The sequence below is a fragment of the Acinetobacter sp. 228 genome (assembly GCF_048147885.1).
In genome coordinates this window covers 290,989-304,828 of record NZ_JAYWYV010000001.1, presented here as the reverse complement: position 1 = coordinate 304,828, position 13,840 = coordinate 290,989, and the positions used below count along the sequence as shown (strand labels likewise).

The 13,840-nt window shown below is 37.6% G+C and carries 15 protein-coding genes and 1 pseudogene; 4 read left to right on the top strand and 12 right to left on the bottom strand.

Translation table 11 applies throughout. The features are described from left to right. Positions 1-79: 79 nt before the first annotated feature. On the bottom strand, positions 80-1,180 hold the full coding sequence (locus tag VXQ92_RS01450; RefSeq protein ID WP_416680028.1) for a YheT family hydrolase: 1,101 nt from the start codon (positions 1,178-1,180) through the stop codon (positions 80-82). Between the two features lie 1,241 nt (positions 1,181-2,421). Between VXQ92_RS01450 and mdh the strand changes: the two genes are divergently transcribed. Next, positions 2,422-3,594: an iron-dependent methanol dehydrogenase gene (gene mdh / locus VXQ92_RS01445; RefSeq protein ID WP_416680026.1), complete on the top strand. Its 1,173-nt coding sequence runs from the start codon at positions 2,422-2,424 to the stop codon at positions 3,592-3,594. A 498-nt stretch (positions 3,595-4,092) separates the two neighbouring features. After that, positions 4,093-4,305, top strand: a complete 213-nt coding sequence (locus VXQ92_RS01440) for a hypothetical protein (RefSeq protein ID WP_416680024.1) — start codon at positions 4,093-4,095, stop codon at positions 4,303-4,305. A 245-nt stretch (positions 4,306-4,550) separates the two neighbouring features. On the opposite strand, the pseudogene VXQ92_RS01435 reads toward VXQ92_RS01440, so the two are convergent. The 3 genes and pseudogenes from VXQ92_RS01435 to VXQ92_RS01425 form a co-directional block, all read right to left on the bottom strand. After that, positions 4,551-4,817 (bottom strand): annotated as a pseudogene (locus VXQ92_RS01435) (transposase); the annotation flags it as partial. Positions 4,818-4,992: 175 nt separating this feature from the next. Beyond that, positions 4,993-5,184, bottom strand: a complete 192-nt coding sequence (locus tag VXQ92_RS01430; RefSeq protein WP_416680039.1) for a helix-turn-helix domain-containing protein — start codon at positions 5,182-5,184, stop codon at positions 4,993-4,995. Positions 5,185-5,354: 170 nt separating this feature from the next. Then, a complete protein-coding gene (locus VXQ92_RS01425) occupies positions 5,355-6,536 on the bottom strand; it encodes a transcriptional regulator (protein ID WP_416680022.1) in 1,182 nt (393 codons plus the stop codon). 201 nt (positions 6,537-6,737) lie between these two features. Between VXQ92_RS01425 and VXQ92_RS01420 the strand changes: the two genes are divergently transcribed. Then, positions 6,738-8,249 carry an aldehyde dehydrogenase family protein gene (locus tag VXQ92_RS01420; protein ID WP_416680020.1) on the top strand — a complete coding sequence of 504 codons (1,512 nt, stop codon included), beginning with the start codon at positions 6,738-6,740 and terminating at the stop codon, positions 8,247-8,249. Positions 8,250-8,497: 248 nt separating this feature from the next. On the opposite strand, the gene VXQ92_RS01415 is transcribed toward VXQ92_RS01420, so the two are convergent. Next, complete coding sequence (locus VXQ92_RS01415) at positions 8,498-8,713, bottom strand: hypothetical protein (protein ID WP_416680019.1); 216 nt, start codon at positions 8,711-8,713, stop codon at positions 8,498-8,500. Between the two features lie 245 nt (positions 8,714-8,958). Between VXQ92_RS01415 and VXQ92_RS01410 the strand changes: the two genes are divergently transcribed. After that, positions 8,959-9,129: a hypothetical protein gene (locus VXQ92_RS01410; protein ID WP_416680017.1), complete on the top strand. Its 171-nt coding sequence runs from the start codon at positions 8,959-8,961 to the stop codon at positions 9,127-9,129. A 275-nt stretch (positions 9,130-9,404) separates the two neighbouring features. Here VXQ92_RS01410 and VXQ92_RS01405 read toward each other — a convergent pair whose 3' ends face one another. From VXQ92_RS01405 to VXQ92_RS01375, 7 genes are all read right to left on the bottom strand, one after another. Next, positions 9,405-9,530 (bottom strand): YHYH domain-containing protein, encoded by a 126-nt coding sequence (locus VXQ92_RS01405; RefSeq protein WP_416680016.1) that lies wholly within the window; start codon positions 9,528-9,530, stop codon positions 9,405-9,407. 109 nt (positions 9,531-9,639) lie between these two features. Next, on the bottom strand, positions 9,640-9,990 hold the full coding sequence (locus VXQ92_RS01400) for a hypothetical protein (protein ID WP_416680014.1): 351 nt from the start codon (positions 9,988-9,990) through the stop codon (positions 9,640-9,642). A 125-nt stretch (positions 9,991-10,115) separates the two neighbouring features. Then, complete coding sequence (locus VXQ92_RS01395; RefSeq protein WP_191731395.1) at positions 10,116-10,457, bottom strand: hypothetical protein; 342 nt, start codon at positions 10,455-10,457, stop codon at positions 10,116-10,118. A gap of 731 nt (positions 10,458-11,188) precedes the next feature. Further along, positions 11,189-11,389: a hypothetical protein gene (locus tag VXQ92_RS01390; protein WP_416680012.1), complete on the bottom strand. Its 201-nt coding sequence runs from the start codon at positions 11,387-11,389 to the stop codon at positions 11,189-11,191. Between the two features lie 153 nt (positions 11,390-11,542). Further along, the gene (locus tag VXQ92_RS01385; RefSeq protein ID WP_416680010.1) at positions 11,543-11,764 is read right to left on the bottom strand and encodes a hypothetical protein; all 222 of its coding nucleotides are present in this window, start codon (positions 11,762-11,764) and stop codon (positions 11,543-11,545) included. 63 nt (positions 11,765-11,827) lie between these two features. Then, complete coding sequence (locus VXQ92_RS01380; protein ID WP_416680009.1) at positions 11,828-12,130, bottom strand: I78 family peptidase inhibitor; 303 nt, start codon at positions 12,128-12,130, stop codon at positions 11,828-11,830. Positions 12,131-13,191: 1,061 nt separating this feature from the next. Further along, positions 13,192-13,410 carry a hypothetical protein gene (locus VXQ92_RS01375; protein ID WP_064101745.1) on the bottom strand — a complete coding sequence of 73 codons (219 nt, stop codon included), beginning with the start codon at positions 13,408-13,410 and terminating at the stop codon, positions 13,192-13,194. Positions 13,411-13,840: the final 430 nt, after the last annotated feature.

Sequence of the window (13,840 nt, the reverse complement as noted above, 5' to 3'; positions counted from 1 at the left end):
TGTGCTTGACTTGGAAATGTCCATATAGGACATTTCTATTTGGTTATTAGGTAGGACATTTCTACTTGGGAATAACACGCTAATTTTGGGCTTTTTCTTGACTAAGTAAAAATTTGGACATTAAACGTGTTGCCCAAGAAGTCGTTTTAAACATTCCCTCATAAAAACCACAATGGTTCCCCCTTCTTGTAGTCACTACAAGGATATTTGGCATCTTCATAATGGCTTGTTTATAAGGTTCCAAATTTTTAATATGACAAACAGGATCATCTTCTGCATTTAAAATCATTAGGGGGATTTTAATATTTTCAAAAACATAAATTGGGTTAGAGGCTTTGACATAGCTTTCATACTCAGAAAATCCAGCCATTTTAAAGTATGTTTTCTCAAATTCGGCTAAAGTTTTGACATGCAAGATTTCCTCCCATTGCGGTATTTTCTGCCATATTTCTTGATGGGGCAAAACAAATTTTCGTATGAGTTTCTTAGTCATGATTTTACTATAAACAGGATGAACATTTTTAAATCCTAGTTCAGTGTTATAACCTGGACAAAGGGCAAATGCAGCCTTAATTGGTGTTTTTTCAGCCTCTTCACCTAAGTACCGTATTAATAATCCTGTTCCGGCAGAAGAGCCTACTGCATATAAATCAGAATTTGGAAATTTGTCTTGGATATAAATAATCTGTTCTTTAAGGTCTTGGGTTGAGCCAAAAAGATTAATTTTAGGCACTGTCAAAGGCAGGCAATCATGTCCACGACGTAGACACAATGCCACACGCCATCCTGTATAAGTATTCAAATCACGAACTACTTCTCGCATTGAATCAACTGTGCCCGTAATTGTATGTAAAAGAATTATGGTTGGTCTATCTTCAGGTAGATTTAATCCAAACCAAGCGACTGCTGTAATACCGCCATCAGTCATAGTTAATTGTTGAATAGCATCATATTCTAAATTAATAAAATTCTTTTTGATCATATCAAAAAACATAAGATGCATATGATGATTACGCAGCCAAGGAGTTGGATTATATTGCTGTCGTAATTGCTCTAAGGCAGTAACAGTATCATTTAAAATTCCGTCTTTTTTATAGTAGAGTTTCGGTAATTCGGGTTGAAATTTAACAGCTAACTTTGAATTAGATATATATTTCATAGGATGAAATATATTTTTCATTCTTTTCTCCAGGTATTTTCAATTTATATCACCATACTAACATTTTAGAATTTCATCAGATTAAAGACTGAAGATCTATCCACAAAGTAGATTCTTTTGTTAGATCAATCGACTAATTAATATAAAGTTTTTTTATAAAATGAAGAAAGTCCCTTCTGAGATGAGCTTTTACGGTAATAAATTCAGGAGTAAACAGTAGAGAGTTGCTAGACAAAAAGTCTAATATAAAGCCTCTTTCATTTTCTGGCCTGCCTGATCTTCCGATAAAACGTACCCAGACCAGATAGTAGCAGGAAGCCTGCCTAAAATTATAACTTGCATAAATAAACATATCATTGCTGCAAATTTACGCTTTTGCCTTATTTATAAGCTTTAATGATTAAGAATAACGAAATACAGACTATAAATAAAAAACAGCCCGGATCATCAGGACTTTTTATTCAATCTGATTACTGACTACCAAGATACTTGGACTCTTAATCCTGATATTTTCCTGACAAATTTCACAAAGTGTTAATCCTGCAAAAAAACTCATTCGATACTTTATAGGCTAAGGTTTTAGGCCGTTTATCGTTAGATGCATGGTATGTGAAAAAAAATTTCGTATTGGCCGGATCCTTAATTTTAAAATTGGTTAAAGTTACGTGGACCTGGTACTAGTTTTTGAAAAAGGCCTTCTACATTTTTTGCTTTAGAAAAGTGTATAAAAATGAGTACTTATTAAAAAATATGGATCTTTCTATTAAATACTTGAAAACAAATCAAAAACTAAATAGTGAGCTTTAATTCAAAAATCAACTATATATTCTCAAGAGAATATAAAATAAAATTATTTAATATTAGTTACTTATTATATGTGACACGTGAATAATCAATAAAAGCCGTTCTGGTGCCCTAGTATCCAGAACGGCTTACTCTAATATAAAGATACTTCATGAGAAGTATCTAAGCATTTCGTATAACGTGTAGTATATTAATTTCAGAAAAACTGAATAAAACAAGCAAATTTATCTGTCTGTTCTCTTGTTTAAACTTTTAAACCTAAGCTTCAAAATATGACTGTCTTATATCTAGGATAATGGGAGTAGTCCACCTGACCGTTTTATATATCGATAGATCTTAGTTAAAATTTAAATTGGTAGGTATTTGGTAGGTAGGATTCTTTCTAACTTCATTCAATACTCATATTACGGTGAGGGTCACCGATAAAATAATCAATGAATGGTAGAAGGAATAACACCATGGCTTTTAAAAATATTTCAGATCAAACTAACGGTTTTTATATTCCCTGTGTTTCACTTTTTGGTCCGGGCTGTGCTAAAGAAATCGGGATCAAAGCACAAAATTTAGGCGCCAAGAAAGCACTGATTGTAACTGATGCTGGCCTGTTTAAATTTGGTGTTGCAGATGATATTGCAAATTATTTGAAAGAGGCAGGTGTTGACAGTTATATTTTCCCAGGCGCGGAACCTAATCCAACTGATATTAACGTGCATCATGGAGTTACAGCTTATAATGAAAATGCCTGTGATTTTATTGTATCGTTAGGTGGGGGTTCATCACATGACTGTGCCAAAGGCATCGGTCTGGTCACTGCAGGTGGCGGACATATCCGTGATTATGAAGGGATTGATAAAAGTACCGTCCCGATGACACCACTGATTGCAATCAATACCACGGCAGGGACAGCTTCGGAGATGACTCGCTTCTGTATCATTACCAATACCGATACCCATGTGAAAATGGCAATTGTAGATTGGCGTTGTACCCCACTCATTGCGATTGATGACCCTAAACTGATGTTGGCCAAACCTGCAGGCCTGACTGCGGCAACAGGGATGGACGCTCTGACACACGCGGTCGAGGCCTATGTATCTACGGCCGCCAATCCAATTACTGATGCCTGTGCAGAAAAGGCGATCACCATGATCAGTGAATGGCTCAGTCCCGCAGTGGCGAATGGGGATAATCTAGAAGCACGGGATGCCATGAGCTATGCCCAGTATCTTGCAGGCATGGCTTTTAATAATGCCTCTTTAGGTTATGTGCATGCGATGGCGCATCAGCTTGGTGGTTTCTATAACTTGCCACACGGGGTCTGTAATGCGATTTTGCTCCCACATGTCTGTGAGTTTAACCTGATTGCCTGTCCGGAACGTTATGCCAAAATTGCCCAATTGATGGGGGTGAATATAGAAGGTTTAACTGTAACTGAAGCAGCTTATGAAGCGATTAACGCCATTCGGCAGCTTTCATCGTCAATTGGCATTCTATCAGGTTTAGCGGAATTGAATGTAAAAGAAGCTGACCTCGCCACTATGGCAGAAAATGCGCAAAAAGATGCCTGCATGTTGACCAATCCGCGTAAGGCCAGTCATGCTCAAGTAGTGGATATTTTTAAAGCGGCAATGTAATGCCTCCATGTAGGTCTTATTTTCAATCATCTGACTTACACTTTAACAGGCCTTATTTCGCCTACTGAGGAAGTATGCCAATAGCAATTCATTGCTTTTGGCTACCGCTTTTACCTTGATAATAGGATAAAAAATAAGGATCTGTCCTTATATGATCAATTTGGGTGATTTACTTTTCACCGGAACATTTTTCTTCAATTGCTTAATCATTTAAAGGTTGGTTTTTAGATATCCGTATATCGCTTAAACTGTATTTCAGAAGCTTTCTTGAGTCGCAATATTTCATCCGTAGATTATGCCAAAATTTCAAGAAAACTAGAGAAAAAATATCATTAATATTGTTATTTTTTGAATTAAGAGAAAACTATTAAATTAAAAAAGTTTAATATAAAATTTCTATTCGAAATAATAAAAATATAATATTAAATATCGCTTTTCTAAGATTAATAATTCTAAAAAAACACGTGCTTTCTTATAGAATATACTGCTAGAAAAACCATGAAAGTAATAAAACTAGAAATCCCAGATACAAATATTAAAAGATCTAAGGCTAATTCATTAGGTGTAAATTTAAGTCCTTTAAAAAAAATAGCTTCAGCCCAGTCGTTTGGAAAAAAGATAGAAGATAAAATAAATTCCAAAATAAAGAAAAAAATAAAACACCCAGATGTTATATACCGAATTTTTATACCTGTAATCGATATAACATAGCCAAAAGATAAAAAAATTGTAAATGGAATTACCCAATTAATAAACATTTGAAGCATACATTAACCTCTTAAAAAAATAGCATGCATTTATACGTATGCCTTCTGAATTACTCTAACAAAATACAATCTTTATTAGACTTCTTTCATAAATTACTTTTTATCCAATTCCATGTTGTAAATTCCAGCAATTAAATTGAATCTTAATCCTAGTCCTTTTCCTCGGTTATGATATCGCTCGGCAAGAATTTAGAAGGTTTTCAGGTGACCAAATACATGTTCGATCCTTATTCTTCTTTTATTAACTTTCTGATTAGAGATTTTGAGTTCAGGATCCAATTTCCAGTGTCTTTTGGCTTTTAATGGCAACAGGTTATTAGGATACACTGTGTAAATCCCTTGATAACCTTTATCTGCAAGAATAAAGGCATCAACAGGAATCTGATTCAAGTTACGTTTGAAGACTTCGAAATCATGTACAGCGCCAAGACTGGTACCTAAACTCAGAATTTTCTGTGTTTTATAATGATGGCCTGAACTTTGAAAGTATGTGCCTTCTTCTTACCACTATAGCTTGTCTTCTGTTTTTTTAGGCCTTTGTATTGGAATTTTTGTGGCATCTACGATCACCACATTCCAGTCTATACCTTCGCCTTCAGGAAAATTCTTCGTTAAATTAAATAGATTAAACTTAAATTAAGCAGTCTTCAACATAACGGACGATTCTTGAAGCAGTGGACTCTGACACACCATAACTTGTTGCTACATGGAACAATGTTCGGGATTCACGCCAATAACTTAAGCACAGGAGGATCTGATCCGCTATGCTCAATTTGGGTGGTCTACCTTTCGCTGGAACATGCTGTTGCAATTGCTCAACCATTAAATAAAAGGTTGACCATGAGATGGCTATGTATCGCTTAAACTGTGTTTCAGAAAGCTTTTTTGAATCCATGTATTTCATCTACAAATGATGCATGCATGTTTAAGATTATTCGGTACAAATAACCAGCAAAAGGTAGATCGTTTTTTGACTTATGAAAGAGATCTAGTTTAAATATCTTTATATTTTAAAAGAGTTTGATGGACGGGATGGGTTTTGGGCATTAGTTCAATCAGGCGTTCCACAGCATCAATCGCTTCAGGAAAATGCGAAACATGTTTCAGCAGGACGTCAGTTTCATTGGCTTTAAAAATGGCATTACTCAGACGTGATTCCAGACAATCTCGCCAGGCACATAAAAATGGACTTTCCGTTTTAGCCAGAAATACGCCAGTACATAATTTTAGGGCAGAATTAATATATCCAGCATCCAGAGACTGTTCGGTGAGTAAAAAATCAGCCTCTACATGTACCAATAATCGGTAAGGCCGAGAACCTAGCATGCCTCCCAGTACATCGCGCAACTGCGACATTTCTGCTTTTAAGGTGCCCATACTAACTTTGCGTTCACCATATAAGGCCTGATGCAAGGTATCCAGACTCAAGCCTTGCGGACATAAGGCCAAAATGGTCAAAATTTCAATCTGGCGAGGGGTAAGTACTAAAACTTTACCATTGAACATTACGTGTGGCACTGCAAAAGCCCGGATGAACAGGCGTTGCTTCTGGCATTCTAGCAAAGCAGATTGAATGATTGTGGCGCATCGCTCAGCAGCCAACAGGGCCAAACTGTTATGCTTCTGCCAAGTAGTAGACAGGTCAATGACACCTAAGACCTGTTTTGAATAGGGATCGATAATCGGTGCAGCATAACAAACCCAGTCATGAATGGAGGACATGTAATGTTCACTGGAAAAGACACAGCTGGATTGTTGCGTTTTTAAGGACAGTGCCAGTGCATTGGTTCCAACCAGCTCTTCGCGCCATTGCCCACCTTCAATAAAATGTACACTTTCTGCGGCACTTTGCATTTGTGGGCTAGAAGCTGCCCAAATGATGGTACTGCCGATATCTCCGACCGCCAGCACCATAGAAGATTGCTCGGCAATATGTTTTAAATCCTGAGCACAATGTTGCAGGGCTTGGGCTAAAGTTGAGGAAGAAGTGGTCTTTTTTAAATCCGTCAGCGGTGCTGCTAAACGATTCTTCGGGATTTCAGCCAAGGATGAACGTTGCCAGGAGCTGGCAATACTCTGTCCCAGCTGTTCTGCATGTAAGGGAGACAAACTGCTATTTTGCCGAAGCTGATCCGTATTGTGCCTTTTGTCCATCAAATCTTGTTTTGTCATCATTTCTTATTCTCACAACAATTCGTGATTTACATCCGCTGTAATCGTTATTCTTTTAAAATGGATGAAAAGATCGTAAACATGCTAGCTCCAACCTTTTTCCAACCTTACCTCATTTATATTAATCAAATAAGGTGCAGAAGTACCTTATACCAAAGCTGTAGAAGCGGTTTTGCCATACGAAAATAAGCAAAGGAAATAAATATGCGTTACATCGATCCTAATCAACCTGGTTCAAAAATTCAATTTAAAGCGCAATACGATAATTTCATTGGCGGTGAATGGGTCGCTCCGGTCAAAGGCGAATACTTTGACAACATTTCTCCGGTAGATGGCAAAGTCTTTACCAAAGTGCCGCGTTCCTCTGTAGAAGACATTGAGTTGGCGCTAGATGCAGCGCATAAAGCCAAAGAGCAATGGAACCGGCCATCGCCGACCACCCGCTCCAATATCCTGCTGAAAATTGCAGATCGTCTGGAACAAAATCTGGAACTGCTGGCTGTGGCAGAAACCTGGGACAATGGTAAGCCCATTCGTGAAACACTGGCTGCCGATATTCCACTGGCCATTGACCATTTCCGTTATTTTGCCGGCTGTATTCGTGCCCAGGAAGGTGGCATTTCCGAAATCGACGAAGATACTATTGCTTATCATTTTCATGAGCCGTTGGGTGTGGTGGGCCAGATTATCCCGTGGAATTTCCCGATTCTGATGGCTGCATGGAAACTGGCACCTGCCCTGGCTGCGGGTAACTGCATTGTGCTGAAACCTGCGGAACAGACCCCGGTCAGTATTCTGGTGCTGGCTGAACTGATTCAGGACATTTTGCCACCGGGCGTGTTGAATATCGTCAATGGCTACGGGGTTGAGGTGGGCCGTCCGCTTGCGACCAACCCTCGTATTGCCAAGATTGCCTTTACCGGTTCGACCGCAGTGGGTCAGCTGATCATGCAATATGCCACCGAAAATATTATTCCGGTGACTCTGGAACTTGGCGGCAAATCCCCAAATCTGTTCTTTGCCGACATCATGGATCAGGAAGATGACTATCTGGATAAAGCGCTGGAAGGCTTTGCCATGTTTGCCCTGAATCAGGGTGAAATCTGTACCTGCCCTTCCCGTGCCTTGGTACAGGAAAGCATTGCAGATCAATTCTTGGAACGCGCGGTTGAGCGTGTGAAGCGCATTAAAACCGGTCATCCACTCGATACCGACACCATGATTGGCGCGCAAGCCTCACAGGAACAGCAGGACAAGATTCTGGGCTGTATTGCCACTGGCCGTGAAGAAGGCGCACAAATCCTCACCGGTGGTGAAGCACGTCATGAAGTGGGTCAAGGTTTCTATATTGAACCGACCGTCTTTAAAGGCACCAATGACATGAAGACTTTTCAGGATGAAATCTTCGGGCCTGTACTGGCTGTGACTACTTTTAAAGACTTCGATGACGCGATCAAGATCGCCAATGATACGATTTACGGACTCGGTGCCGGGGTCTGGTCGCGTTCTGCGCATACCTCTTACCGTGCCGGTCGTGCCATTCAGGCGGGTCGGGTCTGGACCAACTGTTATCACATCTACCCTGCGCATGCAGCTTTCGGCGGTTATAAAAAATCCGGGATTGGCCGTGAGAACCACAAAATGATGCTGGATCATTATCAACAAACCAAAAACCTGCTGGTGAGCTATTCAACCAAACCGGCCAGTTTTTTCTAAGAAATAAAGTCAATCTAAAGCGGGCTTCGGCTCGCTTTTTTATGGTGTTTTTTTAAGCCTGTCATCAATTAACCCAGATCATTGTTGTAGCAAGGTAAATTGCCGAAAAAATTTTTGAGCTAATACATTTTGTTTGCTGCCTTAACGTAGTTCTGAAATGCAGCTTAAGTCATTCATGATGGGGTTCCGGGTATTAAAAAACTACCCGAAGATGGTTTGCTTTTGATGAAAAACTCTCAATATGAATTCTAATTTTTTTCAACTTTCACTTTATATACGAGTCGATGCCCCGTATAAGATTCATGACCTACAGCAACAATATCAATCACGCCCTCGCTCTCTAAATTTAACAAGAGATGATAAATTTCCTGCATATCATTTAGTTCGAAATTACTACCAATCCACTTAATAGCACCAGACTTCATATTTTCTATTTCTTGTTGGATTTTATTGTAATCAACCATAGCCTGGCTCTTATTATCATTTGCGGTTAATCTATATCCGAGGATATATATTTTCAAGCAATAGTTCTTAACTTTTCGTTAATCAACTCAACAAAAAAAATCATCTGATAATTGCGCTTACATAAGCCTGTAGCGCCATAACTAAAAGCTTGATCATCTTACATATAGGGACATAGCCAATACACGGCTGGCTCAGTCTCACCTCTACACTGAAATTAAGTCTTAGAAACGTAGAGGAAATTCAAATGAAAAAGTTTTCGCAAGTTCTATTACTAACTTTGTTCGGATTTACTGGAACAATAGCTATCGCAGATGAATCCGTACCTCTAGAGGCTACCGCCGCGGCCGAAGCGCAACAAATTGCTTTAGAATATGGAGATAAACAAGGACAAAAATCTGATTCTCCTGATGAATAAACTGGAGCCCTCAAATGAGGGCTTGTTTCAACACTTGGAGATATTTTAGTACTTCCAATTTAATCCTTGTCCCATTTCATAAATAATGATTATCAAGGAAAATATCATGAGCGCAATCACGATGGCTTCCGCTTTAGTAGGCATGCTGAATTCTCCAACTATCCAACATACACATGTTAAACAAACTAAACAGTTAATAATACAACAGTTACAAAAATTTTATTGAATGGTAAAAACCAGGGTTTGGAGTCAGCTTACTTTTTAAGTTATCCGGTTCAGTGGCAATGGCTTTCGCCAGTCTTAGTTTCCTTGTGACAATCCTCCTTGTCAGTTCGGCCGTCATGAGAAAAAGCTGTAGTTGCAAAGCAAGCCACTAGAATCAACAATATAACTTTTTTCATAATTGTTCCTTTCATGGTACAAATACTTAGTTTCAGCCTTTTTTGTACAAATTTCCATCATTAAAAACCACCTCAGAGGGTGGTTAAAAATTACATCCATGCATCACATTTATTTGTACTCAGTAATACTAATCGGCTTGCCTTTAACCAATTCCACCACACCTTCGCCACGTTCAAAGTGAATAGACACACCCTTATCATTTGCTAAACGTACACCACTAGCTGCCACAGTTTGTTTTAAATGATGGACTTTGCCAGAGTTATCCATCATCTCTGCTGTTTCAAAATTATCAGATGACTTAAGTTGAATGGTCAAATCCATGGGTCCAACAAAGTTTATAACTTGCGTTTCTACCACGGTGTTAACATTAGATGCCGATAAAGCAGATTCATGAGCAGGGTAAGAGTTACATCCTGTTAGTGCTAAGGCTAAAAGGAAGCTACCAACTAAATATTTCATTAAAGTTAGCCTTATAATCAAAAAAAATACGAAACCGTATATATATTAGTTGTTTAAAATAACGAAAAAACCTTCACTTATATTTAAGTGACAAAAGATGCCATCGAGTGATGGGGACTTAATAATCACTTGTTCCAACTTGCCATACAAGCACCTTTCCAAGACAATTCAAACTGCTTCTGTTCCGTTTGATTTTCTATAAGTACTAAATTCTTCTCAAGAACAATAAAACGCTGGTAAGGAATATATTTACTGTCTTTATTCTTATAGCTGACTTCCCCACAATCTCCCACTTGATTGCGAAATTTAGATGAATCTGCATTCGGAATAAAGGTTCTAACCTGTTCTCTTGATTCTCTCAGCTGTTTTTCATTTAATACCTCAGGATCTGCTTCAAGGTCTTTAAACTTTTGTTTGCTGCATCCTGCCAGTACTAATATGAATATCCAAATCCCTAGATTTTTCATAATTCCCTCCCGTAGATGGGCTAGAACTTTACATTAATTTTTTAATTATTTTAAAACTGAAAAGTCACTTTATTAAAAACCTCCCGAAGGAGGTTGTTTTTTAAACACTGAATTGAAAGCTATCAGAGAATCCAAATACAACGTTGCCCTATTTTACAAATTACATATATTAAGGTAATTACCATTAGTACAATCATCATAAATTCTACTTTAGTTACCATGGTGAATCCTTCAAATTTTACGCATTTATATATTATAGAAATCAAATTTTCAATAAAAAATAATTAGATATCAATTGATTAAAAAGGTAAAAATATTGTGGTTTATATAAAAAAGCCATTCTAAAAAAAGATTTAATTAAATATCTGTCCTACCATATAAAATGCTAGGCATATAATCAATCATAATAATTTTTTCATACTCAATTTCTTATTCATTTTCTCGCTAATGAAGGGCTGAATATATAATTCAAGCACAAAAAAAAGACGCTATTGCGCGGTGGAGTTCTTGTGCCTGTAGAGGGAATTACGCTGCCGGAATCGTCACAATATAACTATACTAGCGATGTGTTGGATCTGTTTCTTTACCTACATCAAATAAAGTCTGCCCTGAAATTTCATATTGCCCTAATTAGTTATGAATTAATGGAAGGGTTATTTCAGGAGACTTTTAGTTCGTTCTAAACGAAGAACTTTGCATTCTCCACTCTAATCACGAGGTCTGAAGCTGTATCAGCCATCAGCAAAGGGCGCATTGAGTTGAACTCTCTGCTCAACTTGATACGCTGCAACTTGTTGAAGTGTCGCAGCACCATACATTTTTTTCGCTACGGCGGCAGATGAAGTCCAAGTGAATCCAAGGAACTCTTCATTGTCGAGAAGCAGCTCGACAATATGATCGTGATCCGGATTATGCAGCTGACCGCCCCACATAAACCAGTTTTTAACTGGCCCATGTTGATGTCATTAACTTCAAAGCACTGAAGCGATAACCTATCTCTTCCGCATGTTCATAATGATCAATACGCCATGCTTTTGTAGCTAACCTGCCTTTACGTCCGCCGGACCATGGATCGCCAGCAATTTCTATAAATACTGATATTCAATAACATACAAATCAAAATGCCAGGGTTTGGCACTTTTGAAATGAAAATACTCTTCATATTTGATTTCCATCCGATCAAGGATCTCTTTCAATCGATTGAAGACTTCTGAGTATTTTTCACCAGCTTTAGGTAGTGGCCTATTACGAGGTTTATTTTTAACTGGACCTTTGGCAGTCAAGCTTTTATAGCGTTTTGGATCCATAACTTGCACCCATTAAAAAAACCTCCCGAAGGAGGTTCTGTACGTTATTGCTCTTTTCAGTTTTTAACCACAGAATGCCTTCAGGATTGTTTGAGTTTTTGGATCTGCAATAACCGTGACTCGTCCTGGATTATAATCTTTAGTTATAGGCTGACCAGGTGCAACAAGTCTTACAACCTCAGCATTTGTTTTTGATTTGATATCAGCTTCACTCGATAATGTCGTACGTGCTAATTTTGCTGCACTTTCAGGCACGCATTTCTTCATCATTTCTGGTTTGTGAACCACTTCAGTTTCGGGAGTACCGGCACAAGCAGTCAACGCTACTGCAGCAAGAATAAGTGACAAATTATAAATAATTTTCATAAGCTTCTATCTTTAACATATAAAAGCAGGATGATACCTAGGTCGGCTTGGGCAAGCCTAGCCATATCAACAATGTTAATACACTTCTTTAAATATTGAAATTTAAAAAAAACCTACTTAACTCTCCCAAATTAAGCAGGTACATGTCCATTCAGCTATCTTTTTTGTTCTTTTTATGAACAAACATCCTAACAAATAAGTTATCTGTCCAAATAGAATTATTTAACCTCTTTAGACGAATTGCTAATTATTTAATTTCCTTCAAACATTCCGACATTCTTTCCTTTAGAATTACATTGAACCACACCTAAGTTAAGTTGTACCAGCATTTAGGTTTCAGCCTGAAGCACCCCCCTATAGTCTAATCAATTTTTAAGATCACGGAATTATCAGCGTAAACAATAAAACTGATAAGCCGGTTTATAACGTTAATTTCAAATACACACATTCAAAAAGAATAGATTTTATAGGTGACTTGAAGCCAAATGCTTCGTATCAATATGAAATACATTATTCTGATACGAAAGACTCAATAAGTATTAATTATACGGATAAGGATAAGAAAAATTATTCTGAGTCGGTAGTAGCATATTCTGCAAAATATGATAAAGAAAATATTTTATTTAATATTGAGTAAATTGTAGAAATTTAAATCCTATTAATCAATATTATACCTCTAGTACTCAATAAGAAGAGCCGAAAGAGCCGCCTAGTTATGAGGGTGACCGCAACGAATACATGGCAGCTTCCTAATCATAGCCATTCGCTTTGCATCACGCATTAAGCATATTTCTCAAAGCTTTTTGATCATTCTTTTGATTGGGCAATTTTCCGATCCACCATGCTCATTTCATCGCATGACATTAATCCGTATGATAGTGCTTGCCATATTAGTGATTTCTGTTTCGTACTTCTCAATGTTATGTTTTGCTTCTATTGTGCCCATTTTCACCACCAATAAGAAAAGAAAAATCCCTGTACATCTAAAATGCAAGGGATTTTGTTTGCCATAATAGGCTCATATATACAGAAAATGTGAGGCTAGTAAAAACTGTATCAGCTTAATATTCCACGGCAATCACAAATGTGTTCTCGCCCTCTAAATAAGTTTCAAAATTAAAAGCATGTTTGCGGAAATATTCACCCAATTCTAAAATATCGTCCTTATCAATAGCATGTAAAGGTACTTTCAAAAGAATTGGATTTTCCTTTCGCTTAGCAATAGCCTGATGAAGCTTAATAAACAATTCTTCGTATGTTAGGGTTATGTTATTAGTCATTTTGGTCACCAGTGATTACCAAAAATACAATTATAACTTAGAAGCAAAAGACCTAATGTAAGAATAATTTTATACTTCCAAGAAGCATCTATTTCCTTCAAGCAATCCCGGTATTCTTTCTTGCCATTACTGATCTCAGTCACACCGTGCAGGCCGAATAAACAGAATAGGAATTGGAGCATGTTTTTCCTGATAAAAAAAGCCCACTCATGGAAAGGTAAAGTGGGCTTATAAACTAAGGACCATTGAGGGTCACGAAGAAACTACAGCAGTTTCTACTGGGTATTTTCTACACTAATCATATATTTTCCAGTGGCAAAACATACCAACAATAATAATTAAATCATATTGTTGTATAGTTCTAATATATGATTAATATTTAAAAATTCCTCTTCGCGGGGATAGACGTTACTCACAATCACACACACCT

Bases quoted from the DNA above. Each gene is read 5' to 3' on its own strand.
- VXQ92_RS01450 (WP_416680028.1), bottom strand. From the start codon at position 1,180: ATGAAAAATATATTTCATCCTATGAAATATATATCTAATTCAAAGTTA.
- mdh (WP_416680026.1), top strand. From the start codon at position 2,422: ATGGCTTTTAAAAATATTTCAGATCAAACTAACGGTTTTTATATTCCC.
- VXQ92_RS01440 (WP_416680024.1), top strand. From the start codon at position 4,093: ATGAAAGTAATAAAACTAGAAATCCCAGATACAAATATTAAAAGATCT.
- VXQ92_RS01430 (WP_416680039.1), bottom strand. From the start codon at position 5,184: ATGGTTGAGCAATTGCAACAGCATGTTCCAGCGAAAGGTAGACCACCC.
- VXQ92_RS01425 (WP_416680022.1), bottom strand. From the start codon at position 6,536: ATGATGACAAAACAAGATTTGATGGACAAAAGGCACAATACGGATCAG.
- VXQ92_RS01420 (WP_416680020.1), top strand. From the start codon at position 6,738: ATGCGTTACATCGATCCTAATCAACCTGGTTCAAAAATTCAATTTAAA.
- VXQ92_RS01415 (WP_416680019.1), bottom strand. From the start codon at position 8,713: ATGGTTGATTACAATAAAATCCAACAAGAAATAGAAAATATGAAGTCT.
- VXQ92_RS01410 (WP_416680017.1), top strand. From the start codon at position 8,959: ATGAAAAAGTTTTCGCAAGTTCTATTACTAACTTTGTTCGGATTTACT.
- VXQ92_RS01405 (WP_416680016.1), bottom strand. From the start codon at position 9,530: ATGAAAAAAGTTATATTGTTGATTCTAGTGGCTTGCTTTGCAACTACA.
- VXQ92_RS01400 (WP_416680014.1), bottom strand. From the start codon at position 9,990: ATGAAATATTTAGTTGGTAGCTTCCTTTTAGCCTTAGCACTAACAGGA.
- VXQ92_RS01395 (WP_191731395.1), bottom strand. From the start codon at position 10,457: ATGAAAAATCTAGGGATTTGGATATTCATATTAGTACTGGCAGGATGC.
- VXQ92_RS01390 (WP_416680012.1), bottom strand. From the start codon at position 11,389: ATGTGGGGCGGTCAGCTGCATAATCCGGATCACGATCATATTGTCGAG.
- VXQ92_RS01385 (WP_416680010.1), bottom strand. From the start codon at position 11,764: ATGGATCCAAAACGCTATAAAAGCTTGACTGCCAAAGGTCCAGTTAAA.
- VXQ92_RS01380 (WP_416680009.1), bottom strand. From the start codon at position 12,130: ATGAAAATTATTTATAATTTGTCACTTATTCTTGCTGCAGTAGCGTTG.
- VXQ92_RS01375 (WP_064101745.1), bottom strand. From the start codon at position 13,410: ATGACTAATAACATAACCCTAACATACGAAGAATTGTTTATTAAGCTT.